This window comes from Paenarthrobacter sp. A20 (assembly GCF_024168825.1).
Lineage (GTDB): Bacteria > Actinomycetota > Actinomycetes > Actinomycetales > Micrococcaceae > Arthrobacter.
In genome coordinates, this window is the sequence record NZ_JALJWH010000001.1 from 577,958 (window position 1) to 598,333 (window position 20,376).

Below are 20,376 nucleotides of genomic sequence, written 5' to 3' on the forward strand. Positions count from 1 at the left end.
CGTTCCGGAATGCATTCCGGAACGGGCATACTTTTGGCTTTCGTCCCTTACTTTATCGGCAGTAAGTAAGGTTGGCGCATTTGTTAACCGCTAGGAACCCAGCGGTGCATTTGTATAACCTGCACAGAGTTTCAAGAATCGGCTGTTGGCCTCGACCTCTCCGATACTCACCCTGACACCTTCGTTTGCGAATGCCCGCACGGACAAGGCCTGCTCAGCTGCCAGCGCCGCAAACTCGCCACTGTGCTCGCCGAGATTCAGCCAAACAAAGTTGCCCTGGGCTTCGGGAACAAACCAACCAAGTTCCCGCAGGCCAGCAGTAACCCGATCCCGCTCATTCACCAGGCTTTGTACCCTTTCCACAACCTGATCGAAATTCTCGATAGAGGTAACGGCGGCGCGTTCCGCTATTTGGGAAACGGCAAAGGGAGTGGCCGTGACCCTCAGGTGCTGGGTGAGCAAGGGCCCGGAGACACTGTACCCAACCCGCAAACCGGCCAAGCCATGGGCCTTGGAGAAGGTCCGCAGAACCACGACATTGGGATAGTTGCGGTAAAGCTTGATCCCATCCACCGCGTCCGCATCCCGCACGAATTCCTGGTACGCCTCATCAATGACCACCACCACGTTGGGCGGTACCGATTGGATGAAGCGCTCCGTTTCCTCTGCCGTCAGGATTGGACCGGTGGGGTTGTTTGGGGTGCACAGGAGGATGACCTTGGTGCGCACCGTGACGGCCGACGCCATGGTCTCAAGATCGTGGCGTCCGTCAGCCAGCAAAGGGATTTGGACACTGGCTGCACCGGCGAGACCGACGCAGATGGGGTATGCCTCGAAAGAACGCCAGGCGTAGATAACCTCGTCCTGCTTGCCGTCGTCGTTCTGCCCGGCGAACGTTGCGAGGATCTGGTTCAGGGCTCCGAGGCTGCCCGCACCGGTGACGACATCGTCAGCGGGGACATCCAGGAAACCGGCCAGCGAGTTCCGCAGCTTGGTAGCGAGGGGATCGGGGTAGCGGTTGATATCGGACTGGTCAGCGATTGCCTGCAACACTGCAGGAATCGGAGGCAGCGGGTTCTCGTTGGACGACAATTTGTAGCTGGTGAGGCCCTCGATCGCAACAGGGGGTTTACCTGCCGCGTACTTGGGGAGCCTGTCCACGACCGGACGAGGGAGTACGCCCTCCGGTGCGTTGTCAGTAGTAGTCATGGCTTCAAGCCTACTTGCCTGCTGAGGGCTAATGCTGAGCCGATTAACAGGTCCGTGTGAAACCATGGGGCCATGGGTTCATTCATCATTCGCGTCCTGATTAACGGGCTTGCCCTCTGGGTGGCAACTTGGCTGCTGCAAGGCATGGATATCACCACCACGGCAACCGAGAAGGCCGCCACCAACGCGGGACTCACCCAAGGCGCAGACACTGCCGGCATAGTTCTCGCGTACCTCTTCATCGGGCTGATCTTCGGTGTAGTGAACGCCTTCGTCCGCCCCTTGGTCAGGCTGCTGTCGCTCCCGGTGACCATCCTGACGCTTGGCCTTTTCACGATCGTCATCAACGCCGCGATGCTGTACCTGACCGCATGGCTGAGTACATTCACACCGGTCCACCTCACCCTGGACTCCTTCTTCTGGACGGCCATCCTGGCCTCGATCATCATCAGCATTATTTCGATGGTGGCTGGACTCATCCCTGGCGCCCGCAAGCGCTAGCAGCAGGCATTCGTCCTCCGCAGCTTGAAGCACTACCGAGTCCCAGCGCCCTTCTTCGTGTCCCGGACCGTTGGAAGTGAATCAGGCTGCACCGCGGACAGCCGGACTGGCGTGGGCGCCCTTTCCAGCTTGAACCGCGTCACCTTGGCCATCCCGCCCGCACCCACAACGCCCGCGAACACGGAAGTCGAAGCGGCCAGCGACTCGTCCTGGCTCGCCTCTACCAGCTCTGCTCCTGCCGCGTAGTTCCCCTGGTCATGTCCCGGCCCCAGGCCAGGGTCTTCCCCCTCGGGTGTCCTGACCTCGTCGGTCAGGGTCACAGTCACCCTGTCCTTTGTGTCGGGATTTATCCGGCCATCGGCTCCCGGGACCCAGTCCTGAACGTGTTCCAAGTGGAGTGAACTGATGCCGGGCTCCGCTGTGATGCCACCGACAGGAGCTCCAGCGGTCAGCACGTACTTAAGGTCGAACTCATTGAGGAAAGCCTTGTTCCGACTGAGATTCATGGCGTGAACGCCGCCCTGGCTATGCCCCACTGCCACCACTGGATCCCCGGCCGCAGCACCCGCCTCATGGAGCGCTTGGCCAACGGCAGGCACGACCTCTTCCGAGTCGTAGCCCAGCGCCTCGCCGATTCCTTGGATGTCAAGGGGATTTGTCGTGGGTGACGAGGGTTGGGTTCCCGGAATGAGGACCATCCATGAGGACGATCCGTTGTTATCGAAGTGAATGACCTCAATTTCGCCGTCGTTCCGGGCATGCAGCCTCTCGAGACGCCGCAGGCTTTCTCCCATGGAGGGTTCCACGTACTCAACCGATTCGTTGGTCTTCCCGATACTCACCGGTCTTGGCCGCATTTCCGGACGTAGTGGCGATTCCAGAATGCCTCGAATGACGCCGCGTGAACCCGCCCAGAAGGGAAGGACCATGGCGGCGAGATTGTGCGCGACTTCCCGGCTCGGGGGCAAAATCGACGTGGTCAACCTCATCTCGTCCAGAGTCAGGACCCGCGGAAGAACGTTTTTGGCCTCCGTCTCCACATAGTCCCGGTGGCTGGCCCGCACGCTTGCGCTGACGTCCACCAACTCCTGGCGCACGCGCCCCACTTCCTTCCGGCTCTCTGCCACCGCGTTGATGGCGTTGCAGCCAGTCTCGTAGGAGTCGTAGAGGAACGGTTCCAACTCATCCTGAACCCGACGTGCTTCTGCCTCGACATCCAGGAGTTGCTGGACCGCGTCATCAAGGACGCTGGCGCCCCTCAGCAGTTCCTCAAGCTGGAACGACATCCCTGCGACCCCGCCCCGGATCGCCAGGATCCCGTCCGGAGCCGGGGGCAGCGGCAGGGGCGCTTCGCCGGCGCCAACAGGAGCTGCGTCGGACATCAGGGACCCCTCTTGCCCGTGACGGACACGCTTTGGGAGTGACGGAGCACCACGGCAACTGCGGAATCCAACGACTCCCGGGCACGCATCAGCGCCGAAGCGTGCAAGGCGATAGTGGTCCGGTAAGCACGTCCCGCGGGCGAGAGCCAGTGGTCCATCTGCGCCCGCCGCAGGGAGGCAAGGACGGTGTCCGCTTGGTCCACGCACGTTTTGATGCGCCAAGCGAGCCGCTGAACTTCATGGCTTCGGGAAGCACACTCCAGGGGGTCGAAAGTGGGCGGGTTGGCTGCAGGCATCAAGCCGACGCTCATGTCCGGGTACTCCATCGATTGTTCTGCTGATCGGTAGGCTCGACGCTACGGAGCGGCAGAGCGCAGCGGAAGCGCGGCCGTCGCGTATGTGGATAACCAGAGGGTCGTCCACATAGCGGCCGTCACCGACTCGGGCACCATGGCGGAACATGAAAGAATAGGCACCATGGCTGAATCCCCTCGCGTGTCCCTCGCTTCCGAACCTCTCGCCCTTGGCGCCCTCGACGGCCGCTACCGTGCCGCCGTCGCACCCCTCGTGGACTACTTGTCCGAGGCTGCCCTCAACCGCGATCGCGTTCACGTTGAAGTCGAGTGGCTCATCCACCTGACCAGCCAGTCCGTCCTGCCCGGCGCCGGCCCGCTGTCCGATGAGCAAATCGCACAGCTGCGAGCCATCGTCACCGATTTCAATGCCGCATCGGTCAACGAACTCGCCGAGATCGAAGCCGTCACGGTCCACGACGTCAAGGCTGTTGAGTACTACATCGGCCGTCGCCTGCCGGCCATTGGCATCGAGAACCTGACGGCCATGGTGCACTTCGGCTGCACGTCAGAGGACATCAACAACCTCTCCTACGCCGTAGGCATCAAGGGTGCTGTCGAGGACGTGTGGCTTCCCAACGCCGCTGCCCTCGTCCAGCAGATCGAAGCCATGGCGGAAGAAAACCGCTCTGTACCGATGCTCTCCCGCACGCACGGCCAGCCCGCCACCCCCACCACGCTCGGCAAGGAACTGGCTGTCATCGCGCACCGCCTTAACCGCCAGCTGGCACGTATCGCCAAGACCGAATTCCTGGGCAAGATCAACGGCGCCACGGGCACCTACGCAGCGCACGTAGCGTCCGTGCCGAGCGCTGACTGGGAAGCCGTCGCCAAGACGTTCGTGGAAGGCCTGGGCCTCACGTGGAACCCGCTCACCACGCAGATCGAGAGCCACGACTGGCAGGCCGAGCTCTACGCCGACATCGCGCGCTTCAACCGCATCCTGCACAACGTCTGCACGGACATCTGGAGTTACATCTCCATCGGATACTTCCGCCAGATTCCGGTTGCCGGCGCCACGGGTTCTTCCACCATGCCGCACAAGGTCAACCCCATCCGCTTTGAAAACGCGGAGGCCAACCTTGAGATCTCCAACGGCCTCCTGGATACCCTGGGCGCCACGCTGGTCACCTCCCGCTGGCAGCGCGACCTGACGGATTCCTCCTCGCAGCGCAACATCGGCGTCGCCTTCGGCCACTCGCTGTTGGCCATTTCCAATGTCGCCAAGGGCCTGAAAGCCCTTGATGTCGCCGAGGAAGTCCTCGCCGGCGACCTCGACACCAACTGGGAAGTATTGGGCGAAGCCATCCAGATGGTCATGCGCGCCGAGGCAATCGCCGGTGTCGAAGGCATGGAAAACCCGTACGAACGCCTCAAGGACCTCACGCGCGGCCAGCGCGTAGACGGCGCCCGCATGCAGGAATTCGTGCAGGGCCTCGGCCTCTCCGCTGACGCCGAAGCTCGCCTGCTCGCTTTGACCCCGGGTAAGTACACGGGCATCGCTGACAAGCTCGTGGATCACCTGCAGTAATTCAGAACGTTCGACGACGGCGGGCCGGGGCTGGATGCCTCGGCCCGCCGTCGGCGTTTCGGCTGGTGAGCGGAGGCGGGTTCTTTCCGCGCTGCTCTGCCAAGCATCCTGTCTGGAGCTTCGGGACACGGCGTGTCGGGCTGTGCACGGCATGCGGCGACTGATTGGCTGGAAGCAACTGGGCAGGAGCGCAGCGCCTCCGTGCCCGAACAGCTACGACGTAAGGAGCGGAGCAACCATGAAGCTCCTGTTGATCAGGCACGGACAGACACCCGGCAACGTAGCGGGCCAGTTGGACACGGCGTTCCCCGGACCGGGGCTGACCGAACTCGGCGAGCGTCAGGCGGCAGCCCTGCCCGAAGCCCTGGCCGATGAAGGCATCCAGGCCCTCTATACGTCGACGCTGCTGCGCACCCAGCGAACGGTCGCTCCTTTGGCCAAAGCCACGGGCTTGGAACCGACAATCCTGGACGGCGTCCATGAGATCGAAGCCGGCGCGCTGGAGAAAAAGACTGACCACGAGTCCCACCTGCGGTACATGAGCACCGTGTTCTCTTGGACGGACGGAGACCTCGACGTCCGGATGCCAGGCGCCTTCAACGGGCACGACTTCTTCGCCCGCTTCGATGCTTCCGTGGAGCTCGTTGCGGCCGCGGGACACGAGACGGCCGCGATCGTCAGCCACGGAGCGGCGATCCGCTGCTGGGCGGGTCGGAGGGCGACGGACATCGACACCGTTTTTGCCGAAACCCACCAGCTCCCGAACACCGGAATCGTGGCTCTCGAAGGCGACCCACGAAATGGCTGGAAGGTGCTGCACTGGGACCAGATCCCTGTGGGCGGCATGGCCCTGGCAGACCAAACCGCAGATGACCCCACGGGTGAAGCGCTATAGCCCCACAACGCAGAGGCAGCCAGCATTTCTCCCGACGCTTACGCGCAGGAAACACCACGGTAACCACCGCTCCGTAGGCTTGAGACGCATAGACACCTCCGACGAAACCCGGCGAATTGAGGCACAAATGCAGACCAACCCACGGCTCAACATTCGGCAGGTCACGTGGGCCAACCCCGTGGGCGCCGATCTCCGGGCAGCACAGCAGGCCGAACTCGACGCGCGGTTCGGCAGCACGGATCATGAGCCCGGACCTCCTCCATCGGAAGCAGACACGGCCGTCTTCGTTGTTGCCTACGAGAAATGCTCCGGACAGCCACTGGGATGTGGCGGGCTGCGGATGCTCGATGAGAAGACAGCCGAAATCAAGCGGCTGTATGTGGTCCCCTACGCCCGGGGGTCAGGAGTAGCGAGCTCCATCCTGGCAGCGCTCGAAGCCCAGGCCCACTCCCATGGATTCAGCGTGATCGCGGCTGAGGCCGGGTCAGCCCAGTCGGACGGCCGAAGCTTTTACGAAAGTGCCGGCTTCGCCTCCGTGCCGAACTTCGGCCCGTATGTGGGCGTCGACGAATCGTACTGCTACTCCAAGCGCCTGGACTCCCACAGTGCTTCGCACACGGCGATGGCTTAGCCCCGCGATGGCCTGGCGGGCTGCGGAACCCATGCGCAACATCAAGCGGAGGCCGCGTCAGTTCGATAATCTCGGATTATGGAAAAAGCAGACATCACCTTCCGCACCCGTAAATGGGTGCGGCCCGAGGACCTCAATGCCAACGGCACGCTTTTCGGTGGGAGCCTGCTGAAGTGGATCGATGAAGAGGCCGCGATCTACGCCATCCTTCAACTGGGCAACGGCCGCGCAGTCACCAAGTACATCTCCGAAATCAACTTTGTGAGCTCAGCAGTCCAGGGCGACCTGATCGAGATGGGGCTGACTGCGAAACGCTTCGGACGCACGTCGCTGACCATGCGCGCGGAAGTCCGCAACATGATCACGCGGCAGGCGATCCTGACCATCGAGGAGATCGTGTTCGTGAACCTTGGCGCGGATGGCCGTCCGCAGCCGCACGGCTATACGGAAATCACGTATGACCGCGACCGCATCCCCACGCACCACCTGACAGAGACGCTCGACGAAGACTGAACCACCCGCCGTCGGGCGCTGGCCGCTACTGCAGGTACCGGAACACGGTCCATGTGCGGGAGTTCAGGCAGCAGTCGTCGGTATGCCGTGCGCTGAACGTCGCTTTACGGCCAGGCCCGGCGGTGCGGAACATTGCCTTGCCCCCGCAGGCCATGCAGATCAGCTGCTGCCTCCGCGGCTCCTGCCGGTATTCGTCGAGGTTATCGAAGTCCTCGGCGTCCCAGTCTCTCCTGTCGGCGAGGCACAATGCCCTTCTCATCAGCTGTGACTTTCACTCGTAAAACAGCGGTTAAACGGGTGCTGGCGGCCGCGGGAGAGCGGCCGCCAGCTTGTATTTCCGGTGGCGGGAGTGATGCCACCGGAACCTTAGGGCTGCTGAATCGGGACAGTCAGCGGCGGTCGAACGTCAGGCCACCAGGAACCTGGAACGTCGGCATGAGTTCAAGCATGCCCACGTTCACGTGGCGCGGCGTTTCGATGGCGTAGTCCAGGGCGTTCACGATGTCGTCGGTCGTGAGCGACTCATAGCCCTCGTAGTAGGTCTGCCAGGCTTCTTCCATGGCCTCGGGCGTGCCGCCCAGGTTGCGGCCGAAGATCTCTGTCTCCACCCGCCCGGGGCAGATCTCGGTCACGCGAATGCGCTTGCCCACGGTGTCGTTCCGGAGTTGGCGGGAGATCTGGTGCACGGCCGCTTTGGTGGCGTGGTAAACCGTGTGGCCGTAGAAGTTGTAGACACCGGCGATGGAGCTGATGTTGATGACGTGGCCGAGGTCGCGCTCCACCATGCCCGGCAGGACCAGACGGGTGAGCTGCAGCAGGCCACGAAGGTTCACGTCCACCAGCTCGTCGATGTCCTCTTCGGACGAGTCCAGGATGTTGCCCGGCCGGGAAACTCCGGCACAGTTCACCAGGACGTCCACCTTGAGGTCGCTCACGACGGCGGCCAGCGCGGCTGTGTCGGTCAGGTCCACGACGTGCGGGATGGCTCCGGTGCGGTCGGCCAGTTCGGCGAGGCGTTCCTCGTTGCGGGCCACGGCATGTACGGTCAGGCCGCGCTTGGCAAGCCGTTCGGCAATGGCTGCACCCATACCGGTGGAAGCTCCGGTGACGAGGGCGGTGGTGTAGTCAGAAAAAGACATTGGGTTCTCCAAAAGGTGGGGAATCGGTGGGGCTCAGTGCGCCGGGCCCGGAAGCCCGGCGCACTTCACTGTGTGGGTAGGGCTAGGCGTCGCGCAGCGGTTCGTGGGCGCGGTCCTTGACCGTGCTGACCGCGATGAGCGTGCCGAGCGCGGTAATGACTGCGTAGAAGGCCGGCATGTAGATGTTGCCGGTGCTGCCGATCAGCCAGGTCATCAGCAGCGGTGCCGTGCCGCCAAAGAGGGCCGAAGAGATGTTGTAGCCGAGGCCGTAAGCGGAGTAGCGGACACGGGTGGGGAACAGTTCGACGATCAGGATGTGGATGACGGCGGTGTGGCCGGCGAAGACGATGGCCATGATGCAGGCACCGAGGATGGCCAGGCCCATCTCGCCGGTGGCAATCAGGGCGTAGGACGGGATTCCAAGGACTGCCATGGCGATGGCCGAGCCGGCGATGACCTTCTTGCGACCGACGCGGTCGGACAGGGCTCCCATGAACGGGATGGCGATGCAGATGACAACCAGGCTGCAGGCGGTGACCAGGAGGGCTTCACCGATGGTGAAGTTCAGTTGCTTGCCCTTGAGGAACGTGGGCATGTAGGAGAACAGGACGTAGTAGCCGGAGCCATTCATCAGCGGGATGAAGAGGGCCAGGAGCATTGCGCGGCGGTGCTCCTTGGACTGGAAGGCTTCCTTGAGCGGGTTCTTGGAGAGACCGCCCTCTTCCTTCAGCTTCTCGAAGTTGGGGGTGTCGCTGATGGCCTTGCGGATGTACCAGCCGATGATGCCCATGGGGATGGCGACCAGGAACGGGATGCGCCATGCGAACGAACCGAACCCTCCGCCGTCGATGGCTGCCTGGGTGAGCCAGGGAGACATGGAGAAGGCCACCAAAGTGCCGGTAAGCAGAGCTGCGAAGGAGGCGATCTGTGCGTAGGAGGTGATGATGCCGCGCTTGCCCTCAGGGGCGTGCTCAGCGAGGAAGGTCATGGCGCCGGCAGCCTCGCCACCAACGGAGAAGCCTTGCAGGAGGCGCAGGAGGACCAAGAGGATGGGCGCCGCGACGCCGATGGCCGCATAGGGAGGCAGCAGGCCGATACCGGCAGTGGCCACACTGATCAGGAGGATGACAAAGACGAGAAGCTTTTGCCTGCCGATCCGGTCTCCAAGGTACCCACACACCACAGCGCCAAGCGGGCGGACGAAGAACGACACCGCGTAACCGGCGAACACGAAGAGCAGGGCGTTGTCCGGGTTGCCCGGCGCGAGAAAGACGAGGGCCAGTGTTCCCGCCATGAAGGCGAAAATGCCGTTGTCGTACAGTTCCACGAAGATGCCAACACAACCTGCGGTGACAACCTTGCGGGTTTGGCGGCTGGTGAGCCGCTCATGCTGCACTGGCGCAGCGTTGGTGCTTGCGGTCATGACTTTTCCTTACTGGGATGAGCGTAGCAACGCCTACTGGTCTGACGACAGGGTTATTAGCTGCATGCCGCAACTGGTAGGTCCTGCCACTGGGGACGGCATCCGATGCCGAGGAGTCCGAAGACGGTGTTGACGGATTCGCGGAGGGTTTCAAGTTGGGCCCGCGAGCGCCTGTGGGTGGCAGTTGCTTCTGCCACTGTGGTTTTCCGAAAACGGACTTTGTCCCCTGGCCTCGCTTGGGCCAGGACATCCAGTCCGGTGCTGGTAACTACTGCGAGTACGGGATACCCGGCGGTGACGCCGCGGCCCCGGTGCAGTACCAGCAGCTCTTCCCTTGAAGGAACCTCGACGGCGCCCACTGGCACTCCGCGGGAAAGGACTTCGCCGCTTGAGGTTCTTTCCGGAAGTTCCCCGCCGAGCCGCAAACCGATGTGGTTGCTGCGGCCACTGACGGCGTATTCCGAGGTAAAGAGCAACTCGCCGGATTCACCAAACTCGGCGACGTCCGGCCCGTCGGTCACGTCGACCAACAAGTCTGAGTCCATGCGGGGCCGTTCAAGGCCCAGCCGGAAGAGCGGAAGATCAAAATACGGCTGACGAACGGGGCCAACACTCTTGCGGGCCAGGAGGCTGGTCCCTTCTTTGAGCTGAAGCCCGAAGCCCACCACGGTGTCCGGGGCGACGCTGCCCAGCAGTGTTTCTGCCTCGATCGAGCCGTGGACGGCCAGGTACGCGCGGAGGCCGTGGTGGATCCCCCGGATGGACACTGTTTCACCTGCACGGACCGAGACGGGTTCCCACTGGGTGGAGGGGCGCCCACCAATAGTGAGCGTGAGCGGAGCACCAGTGACGGCGATCAGGATGTCGGTGGTGGCCTTCATCCGGAAGTCGAGGGCGGTGATCTCTACCAAGGGATGGTTGTCCAGGTTGCCGGCCAGGATGTTGGCGGCACGGGCCGAGTACTGGTCCAGGGCACCGTTGACGGGAAGTCCGAAACGGGGGCCGCGGGTCCTTCCAAGGTCCGTGACAACCGAATTGCCGGGCTGCTGGATCAGGATTTCGCCGCTCATGGCAGGGGCTCCAGTTCCATGCCCACGAAGTCGCTGAAGTCCTCGGAGCGGATCTGCCGGAACCGCAGGATGTCGCCCGGCTTGTAAGGGACCAACGGTTCACGACGGATGTTCAGGACTGACAGCGGGGTCTGTCCAATGACGCACCAGCCTCCGGGGGCCACCGCCGGAGCGATGACAGCTTGTCGCCCGGCTACGGCCACTGCACCAGCGGGAACGCTGAGCCGTGGGTCCTTGAGGCGCGGCACCGGTTTGGGGAACGCGGGGCCATCCATCATGGGCGAGCCTGCGGGCGCGCCCAGGCAACGAACGGTGTAGGTCTTTTCAGTGTGGAGGCGGATGACTTCGTCCGCAGCAATCCCTTGGTACTGCGCAACGCGCTCCAGGTCCGGACCGTACTCGCCGCCATAGGCCACGGGAACGTCGAACTCGCGGGGTGCGTTGGCTGTCTCGCCGGAATGGGCGATTTCCAGGAGACCGAGTTTGACGAAGGCGCGCACCTGGCGTGCCGAAACGAGGATCGGATCGAATTCAACCAGCACGGAGTCATAGGTAGGAACTGCTCCGTGCAGGCCTTCAGCGCCGCAGCTTTCCAGCCAGTCGGCCAGTCCGTGCACGGTCAGCCAGTTCTGTTCGCCCGCTTCGGAGATAGCAACCACACGCAGTGCGGAGTCTCCGGATTCGTAGATCTCGGTGGGAGCCGCTGTGAGCACGGGCATCTCAGGCCGCCTTCCTCTTGGCGTCCATGACCTCCGTGAGGGGGGAGATGGTGACGCCGGCGGAGATGAGTGCGGAACGGATCCGGCGGGCCAGTTCCACGGCGCCGGGGTTGTCCCCGTGCAGGAGGAGGGTGTCGACGTCGATGTCCAGGTCCACACCGTTGGCGCAGCGGATCTTGCCCTCAACCACCATGCGGAGCGTGCGCTCAACAATCTCCGTGGGATCGTGCAGCACAGCACCTGGCTGGCTGCGGGGAACCAGCGTGCCGTCTTCCTGGTAGGCACGGTCCACGATGCCGACGATTGCGACGTCGAGCCCGGCGTTGCGTGACGCTGCAGCCAGTTCGCCTTCCTGGGCCACCACGATGAGCTCGTTGTCCACGCGGGCCGCAGCGTCAGCCACAGCCTGGGCGTAGTCGGCGCGGACAGCGACGAGGTTGCCGAGCCGGCCGTGTGGAGCGATGTGCGTGACCTTGGTGCCGTGGAAAGACGCGAAGCCGTTGAGGGCACCCAGTTGGTACAGGACATCGTTCTGAACCTCGCTGGCAGAAAGTCCCATGTCACGCCGACCAAACCCACGCAGGTCCGGGAAGCTCGGGTGAGCCCCGATGCCTACTCCGCGGCGAACGCATGCGGCAACAGTGGCGGCCATGATGTCGGGGTCACCGGCATGGAACCCGCATGCGATATTGGCACTTGTTACGATCTCCAGGAGTTCGGAGTCGTCGCCAATGGTGTAGGCGCCAAATCCCTCTCCAAGATCCGCTACAAGATCAATTGTCGGGTTCACGTGGTTCTCTTTCCGTGGGTTTTTTCATTGGAATTTAATTCCGAGGAAACGGCAGGCGCTCCTGGAATCCCAAAGCGTCGCCTGAAGTTCTTTCCAAAAGTCTCGCATCGGTCAACCACGTTGCACAAAGACCTAATAGCTATCCCGTGATAGCTCTCCGTTATGACCTGCACCACCCTGTACTGTGTCTTGGGTCCCACAGGCGCCCGGATAGAATTTCCCTAACGCATGCCACCCGGGGACGTGGCCCTCCAGGAAGGCAGACCGATGGATACGCGCAAGCTCTCATACTTCGTGCAGATCGTTGATTCAGGCAGCATCACCAAAGCCGCGGCCGCGCTCCACGTGGCCCAGCCGGCCTTGAGCCAGCAGGTATCAGCACTGGAGAACGACCTCAAGCAGCGCCTGCTGATCCGTAGCAAACAAGGCGTGGAACCCACCGCTGCCGGGCACACGCTCTACCGCCACGCACAGTCGATCCTGCGGCTGGTGGAACAGGCCAGGCAAGACGTCGCATCCTCGGGGGCCGCACCCTCCGGCCGCGTCTCCATAGCGATCGCGCCTTACAGCATGGCCTCCAGCCTGACACCCCAGATCATCAGCGAAGTTGGCCGGCGCTACCCGGACATCGTGGTCCATCTGACGGAGATCTTCGGCGGCGTATTGAGCGAGGCCATCAAGAACGGCCGCCTGGACATGGCACTGATCTACGAGCCCGGGAAGATCCGTGGGGTTCAGTTCACCACCATGATCGTGGAAGACCTCCACTTGGTGGTGCACCCTGATGTGGACATCGACCACGGCAGGGACACCATCACCCTTGCCGAAGCCAGCACCGTGGGGCTGTTCCTCCCGGAAAAGAACCACACCCTGCGCCAGCTCATCGAGAAGGGTTTGGCTGATCAGGACCTGCCGTTGAAACTGGTGGGCGAAGTGGAATCCGTCCCCTCCCTCACCCGGCTCATCCGCGCCAACCTCGGCGGCACGGTGTTGCCCAAGTCGGCCGCGGATGCGCTCTTCCCGGACCAGGACTTCAAGGTGCTGCGGATCGTGGAACCCGGACTGCAGAGCAAAATCGCCCTCTGCACCCCGGACCACGAGCCACTGTCCGAGGCTGCCTCTGCCGTGCTGCTGGTGGTCAAGGAGATGCTGCATCAACAATTGATCAACAAGTATGGGACCGACCCCGTGCAACTCCCGGCCCATCCATAACAAAGCCTTATCCGGACAGACGGCTTTGGTCTTATTCAAGACCGTATTAATTTCCTAATATCGAATTAACAAACAATTCGAAACCAGCTCACGGATTCCGCGGGCAAGTTCAAAGGAAACAACGGTGAAAAAGATCAGCACAGCCGGATGGGTATCAAATCCAACCCGCGGAACGGTCAGCGCACGGACCGGATTCCATTGCCCCCGGAATGGTTTTTGGCGTCCGCTCGGAGGGATCGGCGAGCCGCTGTTCGTCTTTGAAGGCAGCCTGATGCCCACGCACGCCGGCAACAGCATCGAATGGCATTTGGTGGACACACGGCCCGGGCACTCCGGACTGGACTGAGCCAGCCCCCGCGACCCGGCCACCCGTCGTCGAACGTCAAGCAGAGCTGCAGCATCCTAAGGCGCCATGCCCCCCGTAGAGACCTAAGAGTCCTAGTGACCCAGGAGTCCTAGTGACCCAGGAGTCCGGGCAAGGCGCCTTTCCCATGCCCAAAAACATGCTGGGAGGCACGCCGAAAGGGCCGGCCCCGCGCCCTTCAAGACGCGGAGCCGGCATTGGCGCAAGAGCCTAGTCTTCGACCAGGAGGCCCTTCTCCTTGAGCTTGTCGGTGAGGCCGCACAGCTCGATGGTGTTGCCACCGTCGTGGTAGAGCTTGATGAGTTCGCGCTCGTGGTCGTCGCGGGCCTGGGACAGTGCGATGACTTCCTCCGCCTCCTCGCGGCGGACAACCACCACGCCGTCAGCGTCACCACGAAGGATGTCGCCGGGATAAATGATTTCGTCGCCGAAGACGATCGGGTGGTTGATGGGGCCGAGGGTTTCCTTGACAGTGCCCTTGATGCTGACGCTGCCGGAGAAGACGGGCAGGCCGAGTTCAATCAGGTCCTGGGTATCGCGCACGCCGGAATCAGTGACCATCGCGGCGATGCCCTTGGCCTTCATGGCGTTGCCCAGGACGTCACCGAACGTGCCGGCTTCCGCCATTTCCTGGGCGCCGACCAGCACCACGTCGCCGGCCTGTGCGTAGTGGATGGCGACCTGGAGCATGAGGTTGTCCTGGGGTGCGCAGGCGACCGTGACGGCGGGACCGCAGAAGGACATGGAACGGTCGATCGGCTTGATCCTGGAACTCAAGGCGCCACGGCGGCCCTGTGCTTCGTGGATCGTGGCGGAGGAAAAGGCCGCGAGGCGGCTGACGACGTCCGCATCGGGGCGCTCGAATTTGGTCTTGACGTGGATCATGGTCTGAATCTTTCTAGTTGAGGGCGTTGACGGCATCGCGGATGGAGTCCACGCCGGCGTTGATGGTCTCCAGCGAGGTGGCGAAGGAGATCCGGAAGTACGGGCCCAGGCCGTAGGCCGAGCCTTGGATGACGGCCACGCGTGCGGCGTCCAACAGGTAGAGCGTGAAGTCCTGGTCGTTCTCGATGACCTTGCCGTCGGGCGTAGCCTTGCCGATTACCCCTCCGCAGTTCACGTAGGCATAGAAGGCGCCTTCAGCCGGCGCGACGGACAGGCCGTTGATGGCGTTGAGACCCTCGACGGCGGTATCCCGGCGCTTGCGGTACACCTCCACGCTGTCGCGGACGAACGACTGATCACCGTTCAGCGCCGCCACTGCGGCGGCCTGGCTGATGGACGACGGACACGATGACGTCTGGGATTGCAGCTTGTTCATGGCCGCAATCAGGGGAGCCGGTCCCACGCCGTAGCCGAGCCGCCAGCCGGTCATGGCATAGGCCTTGGAGACGCCGTTGACCAGCAGGATGCGGTCCTTGAGCGCCGGCACCGCCGTGACCAGGCTGGTCACGCGGCCGTCGCCGAAGTGGATTTCGTCGTAAATCTCGTCAGTGAGGATGAAGACTTGCGGGTGCTGCTCAAGGACCGCACCGAGTGCCTGCAGTTCCTCGCGGGTGTACACGGCGCCGGTGGGGTTGGACGGCGCGTTGAGGATGAGCCACTTGGTGTTGGGGGTGATGGCCTTTGCAAGGGCATCCGGGGTGAGCTTGAAGCCCGTATCTTCGCCGCAGGCAATGATCACAGGAGTGCCGTCGTTGGCGAGAACCATGTCCGGGTAGGAAACCCAGTACGGCGCGGGGACGATCACTTCATCGCCCGCATTAAGGGATGCCATCAGGGCAACGTACAGGACCTGCTTGGCTCCGCCGCCGATGGTCAGCTGGTTGCGCCCATAATGGTGGCCGGTGTGGCCCTCGATTTTGCGCAGGATGGCGGTCTGCAGCTCCGGCGTGCCAGTCACCGACGTGTACTTGGTCTCGCCGTTGTTGATCGCCTCGATGGCGGCGGCTTTGATGTGGTCCGGGGTATCAAAGTCCGGCTCGCCGACGGTCATGTCGATAATCGGGATGCCTTCGGCTTTGAGTTCGCGGACGCGGGCGGCCGCGGCGACGCTCGCTGAGGACTTGATGCGGGTGACCCTCGACGCCGGCAGGTAGTCGGACATGTCTCCTCCAGGAATGTGGGACTCAGGACGCGCGGATTCGCGTATCCCCTTTTTCGAGACTAGGGATCCGTGGGCGCTGTGGATAAGACCTAATGTGCGTGGATCTATAAGGGGGTCTTATGACGTGGATCCCGCTGTGGGGTTTCTGCAGGCATTAGCTGGACAGAATCCGCACAGACGCGCCTTGGGACACTTCTTCCATGCACCTTGCTTATGGGTTCACGCGGTATTGGTATTTCCTTGCACCGGTGAACAGTGCCTAGATTCGAAGGGTCAGAAGCGCTGTTCCGGAACCGAAAGGGAGCCAATGCCGGCCCAAACCAGCTCAGCCCGCGGCGTTTCACTGCAAGGTCGCGCAGCCACCGGACGGTACGCCTACCGGGCGAAGGCAACGCGACCGCAGGCCCCGGACCACGCTGAACGTGCCAAGCTCGCGCAGGCCTTAGGGGTCCATCGGCAGGTCCTGTCCCACGCAACGGCCGCCATCCGCACCCTTACTGCTGCCCGAAACGAGCTGATCGCCCAGGCGATTGAGGACGGGCTCACCATCGCCACTGTTTCAGCGGTCACCGGGGAAAACATGAAATCAGTCAGGACCATCGCTTTGGCTTATGACGATCTCCATCCGAGCGGCCTCCCCCGCAGCACGCAGGTGGCTGCGTTGAAGCAGAAAAGCGGGGAACTCAGGACAGCCGAACGGCATCGTGACCAGATCACGGAACGCCGCGGGGCACTGATGGTGATCGCCCTCCGAAACCAGGTCTGCGATGACTTGGAGCTCGCCTCGCTGACCGGACTCACTCCTGACCACATCCGCCGGGCAACGCGGGGAATCGCCCGGCCGGCCTAGTGTCTCCGGCCCTCACCGTTGAACCCGCCGGCCCCGGAAGGTAGAACGGGTAGATGAGCAATGATGTGAATTCCTGGATGGACAAGTACGAACGCGCCTGGACGTCGAATGAGCCCGACGACATCCGGGCGCTCTTCACGGAAGATGCCGTCTACAACGACCGGCCCAACACCTCGAAACCCTGGAACGGCCACGAAGAGATCGTCAAAGGGTGGGCCGACGCCGGTGACCAGCCCGAGGATTGGACCTTCGAGTGGACGCTCCTGGGCAGGGAAGGCGATACTGCCTTCGTCCAAGGCCTCACCACGTATCTGAACGGGGACCCCACCTACGACAATCTGTGGGTGATCCGCTTCGCTGAGGACGGCCGGGCACGCGAGTTCACGGAATGGTACATGGCCCGCAAATAGCTAGCGGGGTTTGTACAGGAGGTTGGGGTGGACCTGGGTCCATCCGTCGTATTTCGACTGGCCGGCATCCACGCCGTCATTGATGAGCTTCGCTTGTGAATCGTCAAAGTTAGTCAAGGTGACGATGTCCTCACCAGTCGCTACCGCTGCGCACCCCGCCCTCCACCGCCCCGGGAGTCCTACAGGCACCGTAATCAAGCAGGCAGACCCACCAGTGGAACTCTTGGCCGCGAAGTACTCCACATCGTCGTGGGTTGCCAGCAATCGGGCTGACCCCGCTTTGATGTCCGTATCCACACTGATGAGGCTCACGGTCTCCGGAAGCTCGTCCTCGGCCGTCGCTTCCCGCGCCAGGACATCCGGGCCAGTCGGCGACGAACAACCGGCCAGTCCGAGCACGGCAACAACGGACGCTACAGCTACAACACGACGATTCATGGCACTGCCCCCTCAGGCTCTCGTTCCGTCGAGCCTAGCCCACCGTCTACCGCGGACAAGAACAGGTCAGTAGCTTTCGCGCTCAGCCGTTTCAGACACGGGAATGAACGTTGACGCGAACCCTTCCGACGCGCGGGCCAGCACCGCTACATCGGCGCCGACCAGCACAAAGGAGGCACCGGCGTCGAGATAGGCCCGGGCGGTTGATTCGTTGAAGGCGTTCACGCCGGCCGGTTTCCCAGCCGCTTTGGCGGCTTCAAGGCAGTGCTCGACGACGGCCCTCACCATGGGATTTTCCTGCTGTCCCAGCAGGCCCATGGATGCTGCGAGGTCCGAGGGGCCCAGGAAGATGCCGTCCACGCCGTCGACGGCCAGGATCTCTTTCACCGCGGATGCTGCGGCTTCGGATTCGATCTGGACGGTGAGGCTGATGGTCTCCGAGGCGGTAGCCAGGTAGTCCGGGACGCGGTTCCAGCGTGCGGAACGGGCCAGTGCGGATCCGACGCCGCGAACACCGTGCGGCGGGTAGCGGACAGCGGCAACCGCAGTCGCGGCATCAAAGGCCGAGTTCACCATGGGGATCATCAGGTTCTGCACACCGAGGTCCAGGTACTGCTTGATGACCACGGTGTCGTTGACCGGTGGACGGACCATGGCCTGTACGGGGTAACCGCTGACGGCATGGAGTTGGGCGAGGATCGATTCGAGCCCGTTGGGACTGTGCTCGGCGTCGATCAGTACCCAGTCCAGACCGGATCCGGCGCAGATCTCGGCGACCAGTGGGCTGCCGGAGCAGACCCACATGCCCGCCAGGGGCCGGCCGGCCTCAGAGAGGGCCGAGTAGAAGGTGGGGCTTAGTCGAATTGGCATGTCACCACTCCCAACGGTCCGTAATCAGCGTGCACGGTATCCCCTTTGTACACCCACAGCGGGCGCGTAAACGAGCCCGCGAGGACGATGTCTCCGGCCTTCATCGAGTCCCCATGCGCGGCGATCTTGTTGGCCAGCCAGTGCACTCCGTTGGCCGGGTGGTCGAGTACTCCGGCCGCGACGCCGGTCTCTTCCACGGTCTGGTTTTTGTACAGGATGGCGGAGACCCATCGGAGGTCGACGGCGTCCGGCCGCACCGGGCGGCCGCCCACCACCATGGCGCCCATCGCGGCGTTGTCCGAGATGGTGTCCACGATGGTCCGGCCCTCCATCTCGATCCTGGAGTCCAGGATTTCGAGGGCCGGAACCACGTAGTCGGTGGCGTTGAGGACATCGAAGATGGTGCAGCCTGGCCCCTTCAGCGCGTCCTTGAGGACAAAGGCAAGTTCCACCTCAACCCGGGGATGCGTGTACTTGTCCCACTCCACGGAGCACCCGGTATCCAGGACCATGTCATCAAAAATGGCACCGTAATCCGGTTCGGTGATGCCTGTGGCGGCTTGCATGGCCTTGGACGTGAGGCCGATCTTGCGCCCCACCAACGTGCGACCGGCTTCCTCGTTCCGCCGCATCCACAACTGCTGCACGGCGTAGGAGTCCTCCACCGTCATGTCGGGGTAGCGGGCGGTGAGGCGCGGCACCGGTTTGCGGTTCCGGCCGGCTTCGAGGAGCTCGTCGGCAATGGCTTCGATCGTCTTCGCGTCCAACATGGTCCTAGACCTGCGCCCCGAGCTTGAATCCTTCGGCAGCCTCGCCGGACGCCGCGTCCGGGCGGGTGTAGGAGAAGCCGTCGGCGCCCACGGTGACGGCCATTTCGGATTTGTCCTCGCGTTCGATGATGGGCTGGGGGTTGCCGTCGAGGTCCAGGACCAGGGAGGCCTCGGTGTACCAGGACGGGACCACGGGGTTGCCCCACCAGTCGCGGCGCTGGTTGTCGTGGACGTCCCAGGTGACCGTGGGGTTGTCCGGATCGCCGGTGTAGTAGTCCTGGGTGTAGATCTCCACGCGGTGGCCGTCCGGGTCCAGGATGTAGAGGTAGAACGCGTTGGACACGCCGTGGCGGCCGGGGCCGCGTTCGATGCGGTCGGAGATGCGCAGGGCGCCCATCTTGTCGCAGATCTGGATGATGTTGTGCTTCTCGTGCGTGGAGAACGCGATGTGGTGCAGGCGGGGTCCGTTGCCACCGGTCAGTGCGGTGTCGTGCACGGTCTGCTTGCGGTGCATCCACGCGGCGTACGTGACGCCGTCGGAGTCCTTGATGTCTTCGGAGACGCGGAAGCCGAGGTCTTCGAGGTACTTGCGGCCGCGCGGGACGTCCGGGGTGACCTGGTTGAAGTGGTCCAGGCGGACCAGTTCGCCGGCGGAGTAGAGGTCGTAGCGCTGGGTGAGGCGTTCGACGTGCTCAACGTCGTAGAAGAACTCGTACGGGAAGCCCAACGGATCTTCCACGCGGACGGAGTCGCCCACGCCTTTGGTGAAGCCTTCCTTGCGGCGCTCCACCCGGCAACCCAGTTCGCGGTAGTACGCCTCGGCGGCGTCCACTTCAGCCGGGGACTTCACGCGGTACGCGAACGCTGCTGCTGCGGCCACCGGGCCCTTGCGCAACACCAGGTTGTGGTGAATGAACTCCTCGAAGGAGCGCAGGTAGATGGTGTTCTCGTCTTCCTCGGTGACGTGCAGGCCGAGGAGGTCCACGTAGAACGCGCGGGATTTGGCCAGGTCCGTGACTACGAGTTCCAGGTAGGCGCAGCGGACGATGTCCGGTGCCGGGACCGTGGGCGTGGGGATGGGGCCGGTGAAGTTGCTCATGGGATTCTCTCTTCGTTGAAAGGGGTCATTTGGATGGAGTTTTTGTACAGGTACGGCCCTTTAGAACGGGTTTTAGGGGCGTTATCTGTACAAAAACTCC

24 protein-coding genes are annotated in these 20,376 nt (G+C 63.1%); 9 read left to right on the top strand and 15 right to left on the bottom strand.

All coding sequences use genetic code 11. The features are described 5' to 3' along the window. Positions 1-90 precede the first annotated feature (90 nt). The gene (locus J3D46_RS02740; protein WP_231341915.1) at positions 91-1,209 is read right to left on the bottom strand and encodes a histidinol-phosphate transaminase; all 1,119 of its coding nucleotides are present in this window, start codon (positions 1,207-1,209) and stop codon (positions 91-93) included. Positions 1,210-1,281: 72 nt separating this feature from the next. Between J3D46_RS02740 and J3D46_RS02745 the strand changes: the two genes are divergently transcribed. Then, positions 1,282-1,710, top strand: a complete 429-nt coding sequence (locus J3D46_RS02745) for a phage holin family protein (protein WP_090824234.1) — start codon at positions 1,282-1,284, stop codon at positions 1,708-1,710. Positions 1,711-1,742: 32 nt separating this feature from the next. Here J3D46_RS02745 and J3D46_RS02750 read toward each other — a convergent pair whose 3' ends face one another. Both J3D46_RS02750 and J3D46_RS02755 read right to left on the bottom strand, forming a co-directional pair. Beyond that, complete coding sequence (locus J3D46_RS02750; protein ID WP_253464939.1) at positions 1,743-3,092, bottom strand: hypothetical protein; 1,350 nt, start codon at positions 3,090-3,092, stop codon at positions 1,743-1,745. Beyond that, positions 3,092-3,403, bottom strand: a complete 312-nt coding sequence (locus J3D46_RS02755) for a hypothetical protein (protein ID WP_231341913.1) — start codon at positions 3,401-3,403, stop codon at positions 3,092-3,094. Before J3D46_RS02755 ends, J3D46_RS02750 begins: the two co-directional genes overlap by 1 nt. 166 nt (positions 3,404-3,569) lie before the next feature. Between J3D46_RS02755 and purB the strand changes: the two genes are divergently transcribed. The 4 genes from purB (at position 3,570) to J3D46_RS02775 (ending at position 7,015) form a co-directional block, all read left to right on the top strand. Then, positions 3,570-4,976: an adenylosuccinate lyase gene (purB, locus tag J3D46_RS02760; protein WP_231341912.1), complete on the top strand. Its 1,407-nt coding sequence runs from the start codon at positions 3,570-3,572 to the stop codon at positions 4,974-4,976. A 238-nt stretch (positions 4,977-5,214) separates the two neighbouring features. Then, complete coding sequence (locus tag J3D46_RS02765; RefSeq protein WP_231343477.1) at positions 5,215-5,871, top strand: histidine phosphatase family protein; 657 nt, start codon at positions 5,215-5,217, stop codon at positions 5,869-5,871. A 127-nt stretch (positions 5,872-5,998) separates the two neighbouring features. Next, a complete protein-coding gene (locus J3D46_RS02770; RefSeq protein WP_231343476.1) occupies positions 5,999-6,502 on the top strand; it encodes a GNAT family N-acetyltransferase in 504 nt (167 codons plus the stop codon). Between the two features lie 78 nt (positions 6,503-6,580). After that, the gene (locus tag J3D46_RS02775) at positions 6,581-7,015 is read left to right on the top strand and encodes an acyl-CoA thioesterase (protein WP_159706417.1); all 435 of its coding nucleotides are present in this window, start codon (positions 6,581-6,583) and stop codon (positions 7,013-7,015) included. A gap of 25 nt (positions 7,016-7,040) precedes the next feature. On the opposite strand, the gene J3D46_RS02780 is transcribed toward J3D46_RS02775, so the two are convergent. The 6 genes from J3D46_RS02780 to J3D46_RS02805 all read right to left on the bottom strand — a co-directional run bounded on the left by J3D46_RS02780 (position 7,041) and on the right by J3D46_RS02805 (position 12,156). Then, a complete protein-coding gene (locus tag J3D46_RS02780; protein ID WP_231343473.1) occupies positions 7,041-7,274 on the bottom strand; it encodes a hypothetical protein in 234 nt (77 codons plus the stop codon). A 130-nt stretch (positions 7,275-7,404) separates the two neighbouring features. Then, a complete protein-coding gene (locus J3D46_RS02785) occupies positions 7,405-8,154 on the bottom strand; it encodes an SDR family oxidoreductase (protein ID WP_231343471.1) in 750 nt (249 codons plus the stop codon). 82 nt (positions 8,155-8,236) lie between these two features. Next, entirely contained in the window at positions 8,237-9,577 is a 1,341-nt protein-coding gene (locus J3D46_RS02790; RefSeq protein WP_231340885.1) for an MFS transporter, read from the bottom strand. A 56-nt stretch (positions 9,578-9,633) separates the two neighbouring features. Continuing rightward, the gene (locus J3D46_RS02795; RefSeq protein ID WP_231340884.1) at positions 9,634-10,647 is read right to left on the bottom strand and encodes a biotin-dependent carboxyltransferase family protein; all 1,014 of its coding nucleotides are present in this window, start codon (positions 10,645-10,647) and stop codon (positions 9,634-9,636) included. Next, entirely contained in the window at positions 10,644-11,366 is a 723-nt protein-coding gene (locus J3D46_RS02800; RefSeq protein ID WP_231340883.1) for an allophanate hydrolase subunit 1, read from the bottom strand. Before J3D46_RS02800 ends, J3D46_RS02795 begins: the two co-directional genes overlap by 4 nt. A 1-nt stretch (position 11,367) precedes the next feature. Further along, positions 11,368-12,156, bottom strand: a complete 789-nt coding sequence (locus J3D46_RS02805; RefSeq protein ID WP_231340882.1) for a LamB/YcsF family protein — start codon at positions 12,154-12,156, stop codon at positions 11,368-11,370. A gap of 267 nt (positions 12,157-12,423) precedes the next feature. Between J3D46_RS02805 and J3D46_RS02810 the strand changes: the two genes are divergently transcribed. After that, complete coding sequence (locus J3D46_RS02810) at positions 12,424-13,368, top strand: LysR substrate-binding domain-containing protein (protein WP_231340881.1); 945 nt, start codon at positions 12,424-12,426, stop codon at positions 13,366-13,368. A gap of 124 nt (positions 13,369-13,492) precedes the next feature. Beyond that, positions 13,493-13,714 carry a hypothetical protein gene (locus tag J3D46_RS02815; protein WP_090824211.1) on the top strand — a complete coding sequence of 74 codons (222 nt, stop codon included), beginning with the start codon at positions 13,493-13,495 and terminating at the stop codon, positions 13,712-13,714. A gap of 228 nt (positions 13,715-13,942) precedes the next feature. On the opposite strand, the gene J3D46_RS02820 is transcribed toward J3D46_RS02815, so the two are convergent. Continuing rightward, positions 13,943-14,617, bottom strand: a complete 675-nt coding sequence (locus J3D46_RS02820; protein WP_231340880.1) for a 4-carboxy-4-hydroxy-2-oxoadipate aldolase/oxaloacetate decarboxylase — start codon at positions 14,615-14,617, stop codon at positions 13,943-13,945. A 13-nt stretch (positions 14,618-14,630) separates the two neighbouring features. Continuing rightward, the gene (locus J3D46_RS02825; RefSeq protein ID WP_231340879.1) at positions 14,631-15,839 is read right to left on the bottom strand and encodes an aspartate transaminase; all 1,209 of its coding nucleotides are present in this window, start codon (positions 15,837-15,839) and stop codon (positions 14,631-14,633) included. Between the two features lie 307 nt (positions 15,840-16,146). Here J3D46_RS02825 and J3D46_RS02830 point away from each other — a divergent pair, with 307 nt between their 5' ends. Beyond that, positions 16,147-16,689: a hypothetical protein gene (locus J3D46_RS02830; protein ID WP_253464942.1), complete on the top strand. Its 543-nt coding sequence runs from the start codon at positions 16,147-16,149 to the stop codon at positions 16,687-16,689. Positions 16,690-16,742: 53 nt separating this feature from the next. Beyond that, positions 16,743-17,099, top strand: coding sequence for a nuclear transport factor 2 family protein (locus J3D46_RS02835; protein ID WP_231340877.1), 357 nt, complete (start codon positions 16,743-16,745; stop codon positions 17,097-17,099). Here J3D46_RS02835 and J3D46_RS02840 read toward each other — a convergent pair whose 3' ends face one another. The 4 genes from J3D46_RS02840 to hpaD form a co-directional block, all read right to left on the bottom strand. After that, on the bottom strand, positions 17,100-17,537 hold the full coding sequence (locus J3D46_RS02840) for a hypothetical protein (RefSeq protein WP_231340876.1): 438 nt from the start codon (positions 17,535-17,537) through the stop codon (positions 17,100-17,102). A 66-nt stretch (positions 17,538-17,603) separates the two neighbouring features. Continuing rightward, positions 17,604-18,407, bottom strand: a complete 804-nt coding sequence (locus J3D46_RS02845; protein ID WP_253464944.1) for an aldolase/citrate lyase family protein — start codon at positions 18,405-18,407, stop codon at positions 17,604-17,606. Continuing rightward, positions 18,392-19,177: a 2-oxo-hept-4-ene-1,7-dioate hydratase gene (gene hpaH / locus J3D46_RS02850; RefSeq protein WP_253464947.1), complete on the bottom strand. Its 786-nt coding sequence runs from the start codon at positions 19,175-19,177 to the stop codon at positions 18,392-18,394. The genes J3D46_RS02845 and hpaH overlap by 16 nt, the downstream gene beginning before the upstream one ends. 4 nt (positions 19,178-19,181) lie before the next feature. Further along, on the bottom strand, positions 19,182-20,276 hold the full coding sequence (gene hpaD, locus J3D46_RS02855) for a 3,4-dihydroxyphenylacetate 2,3-dioxygenase (RefSeq protein ID WP_024818589.1): 1,095 nt from the start codon (positions 20,274-20,276) through the stop codon (positions 19,182-19,184). Positions 20,277-20,376 lie beyond the last annotated feature (100 nt).

Coding starts and splice junctions, on each gene's coding strand:
- J3D46_RS02740 (WP_231341915.1), bottom strand. CDS start 1,209: ATGACTACTACTGACAACGCACCGGAGGGCGTACTCCCTCGTCCGGTC.
- J3D46_RS02745 (WP_090824234.1), top strand. CDS start 1,282: ATGGGTTCATTCATCATTCGCGTCCTGATTAACGGGCTTGCCCTCTGG.
- J3D46_RS02750 (WP_253464939.1), bottom strand. CDS start 3,092: ATGTCCGACGCAGCTCCTGTTGGCGCCGGCGAAGCGCCCCTGCCGCTG.
- J3D46_RS02755 (WP_231341913.1), bottom strand. CDS start 3,403: ATGAGCGTCGGCTTGATGCCTGCAGCCAACCCGCCCACTTTCGACCCC.
- purB (WP_231341912.1), top strand. CDS start 3,570: ATGGCTGAATCCCCTCGCGTGTCCCTCGCTTCCGAACCTCTCGCCCTT.
- J3D46_RS02765 (WP_231343477.1), top strand. CDS start 5,215: ATGAAGCTCCTGTTGATCAGGCACGGACAGACACCCGGCAACGTAGCG.
- J3D46_RS02770 (WP_231343476.1), top strand. CDS start 5,999: ATGCAGACCAACCCACGGCTCAACATTCGGCAGGTCACGTGGGCCAAC.
- J3D46_RS02775 (WP_159706417.1), top strand. CDS start 6,581: ATGGAAAAAGCAGACATCACCTTCCGCACCCGTAAATGGGTGCGGCCC.
- J3D46_RS02780 (WP_231343473.1), bottom strand. CDS start 7,274: ATGAGAAGGGCATTGTGCCTCGCCGACAGGAGAGACTGGGACGCCGAG.
- J3D46_RS02785 (WP_231343471.1), bottom strand. CDS start 8,154: ATGTCTTTTTCTGACTACACCACCGCCCTCGTCACCGGAGCTTCCACC.
- J3D46_RS02790 (WP_231340885.1), bottom strand. CDS start 9,577: ATGACCGCAAGCACCAACGCTGCGCCAGTGCAGCATGAGCGGCTCACC.
- J3D46_RS02795 (WP_231340884.1), bottom strand. CDS start 10,647: ATGAGCGGCGAAATCCTGATCCAGCAGCCCGGCAATTCGGTTGTCACG.
- J3D46_RS02800 (WP_231340883.1), bottom strand. CDS start 11,366: ATGCCCGTGCTCACAGCGGCTCCCACCGAGATCTACGAATCCGGAGAC.
- J3D46_RS02810 (WP_231340881.1), top strand. CDS start 12,424: ATGGATACGCGCAAGCTCTCATACTTCGTGCAGATCGTTGATTCAGGC.
- J3D46_RS02820 (WP_231340880.1), bottom strand. CDS start 14,617: ATGATCCACGTCAAGACCAAATTCGAGCGCCCCGATGCGGACGTCGTC.
- J3D46_RS02825 (WP_231340879.1), bottom strand. CDS start 15,839: ATGTCCGACTACCTGCCGGCGTCGAGGGTCACCCGCATCAAGTCCTCA.
- J3D46_RS02830 (WP_253464942.1), top strand. CDS start 16,147: ATGCCGGCCCAAACCAGCTCAGCCCGCGGCGTTTCACTGCAAGGTCGC.
- J3D46_RS02835 (WP_231340877.1), top strand. CDS start 16,743: ATGAGCAATGATGTGAATTCCTGGATGGACAAGTACGAACGCGCCTGG.
- J3D46_RS02840 (WP_231340876.1), bottom strand. CDS start 17,537: ATGAATCGTCGTGTTGTAGCTGTAGCGTCCGTTGTTGCCGTGCTCGGA.
- J3D46_RS02845 (WP_253464944.1), bottom strand. CDS start 18,407: ATGCCAATTCGACTAAGCCCCACCTTCTACTCGGCCCTCTCTGAGGCC.
- hpaH (WP_253464947.1), bottom strand. CDS start 19,177: ATGTTGGACGCGAAGACGATCGAAGCCATTGCCGACGAGCTCCTCGAA.
- hpaD (WP_024818589.1), bottom strand. CDS start 20,276: ATGAGCAACTTCACCGGCCCCATCCCCACGCCCACGGTCCCGGCACCG.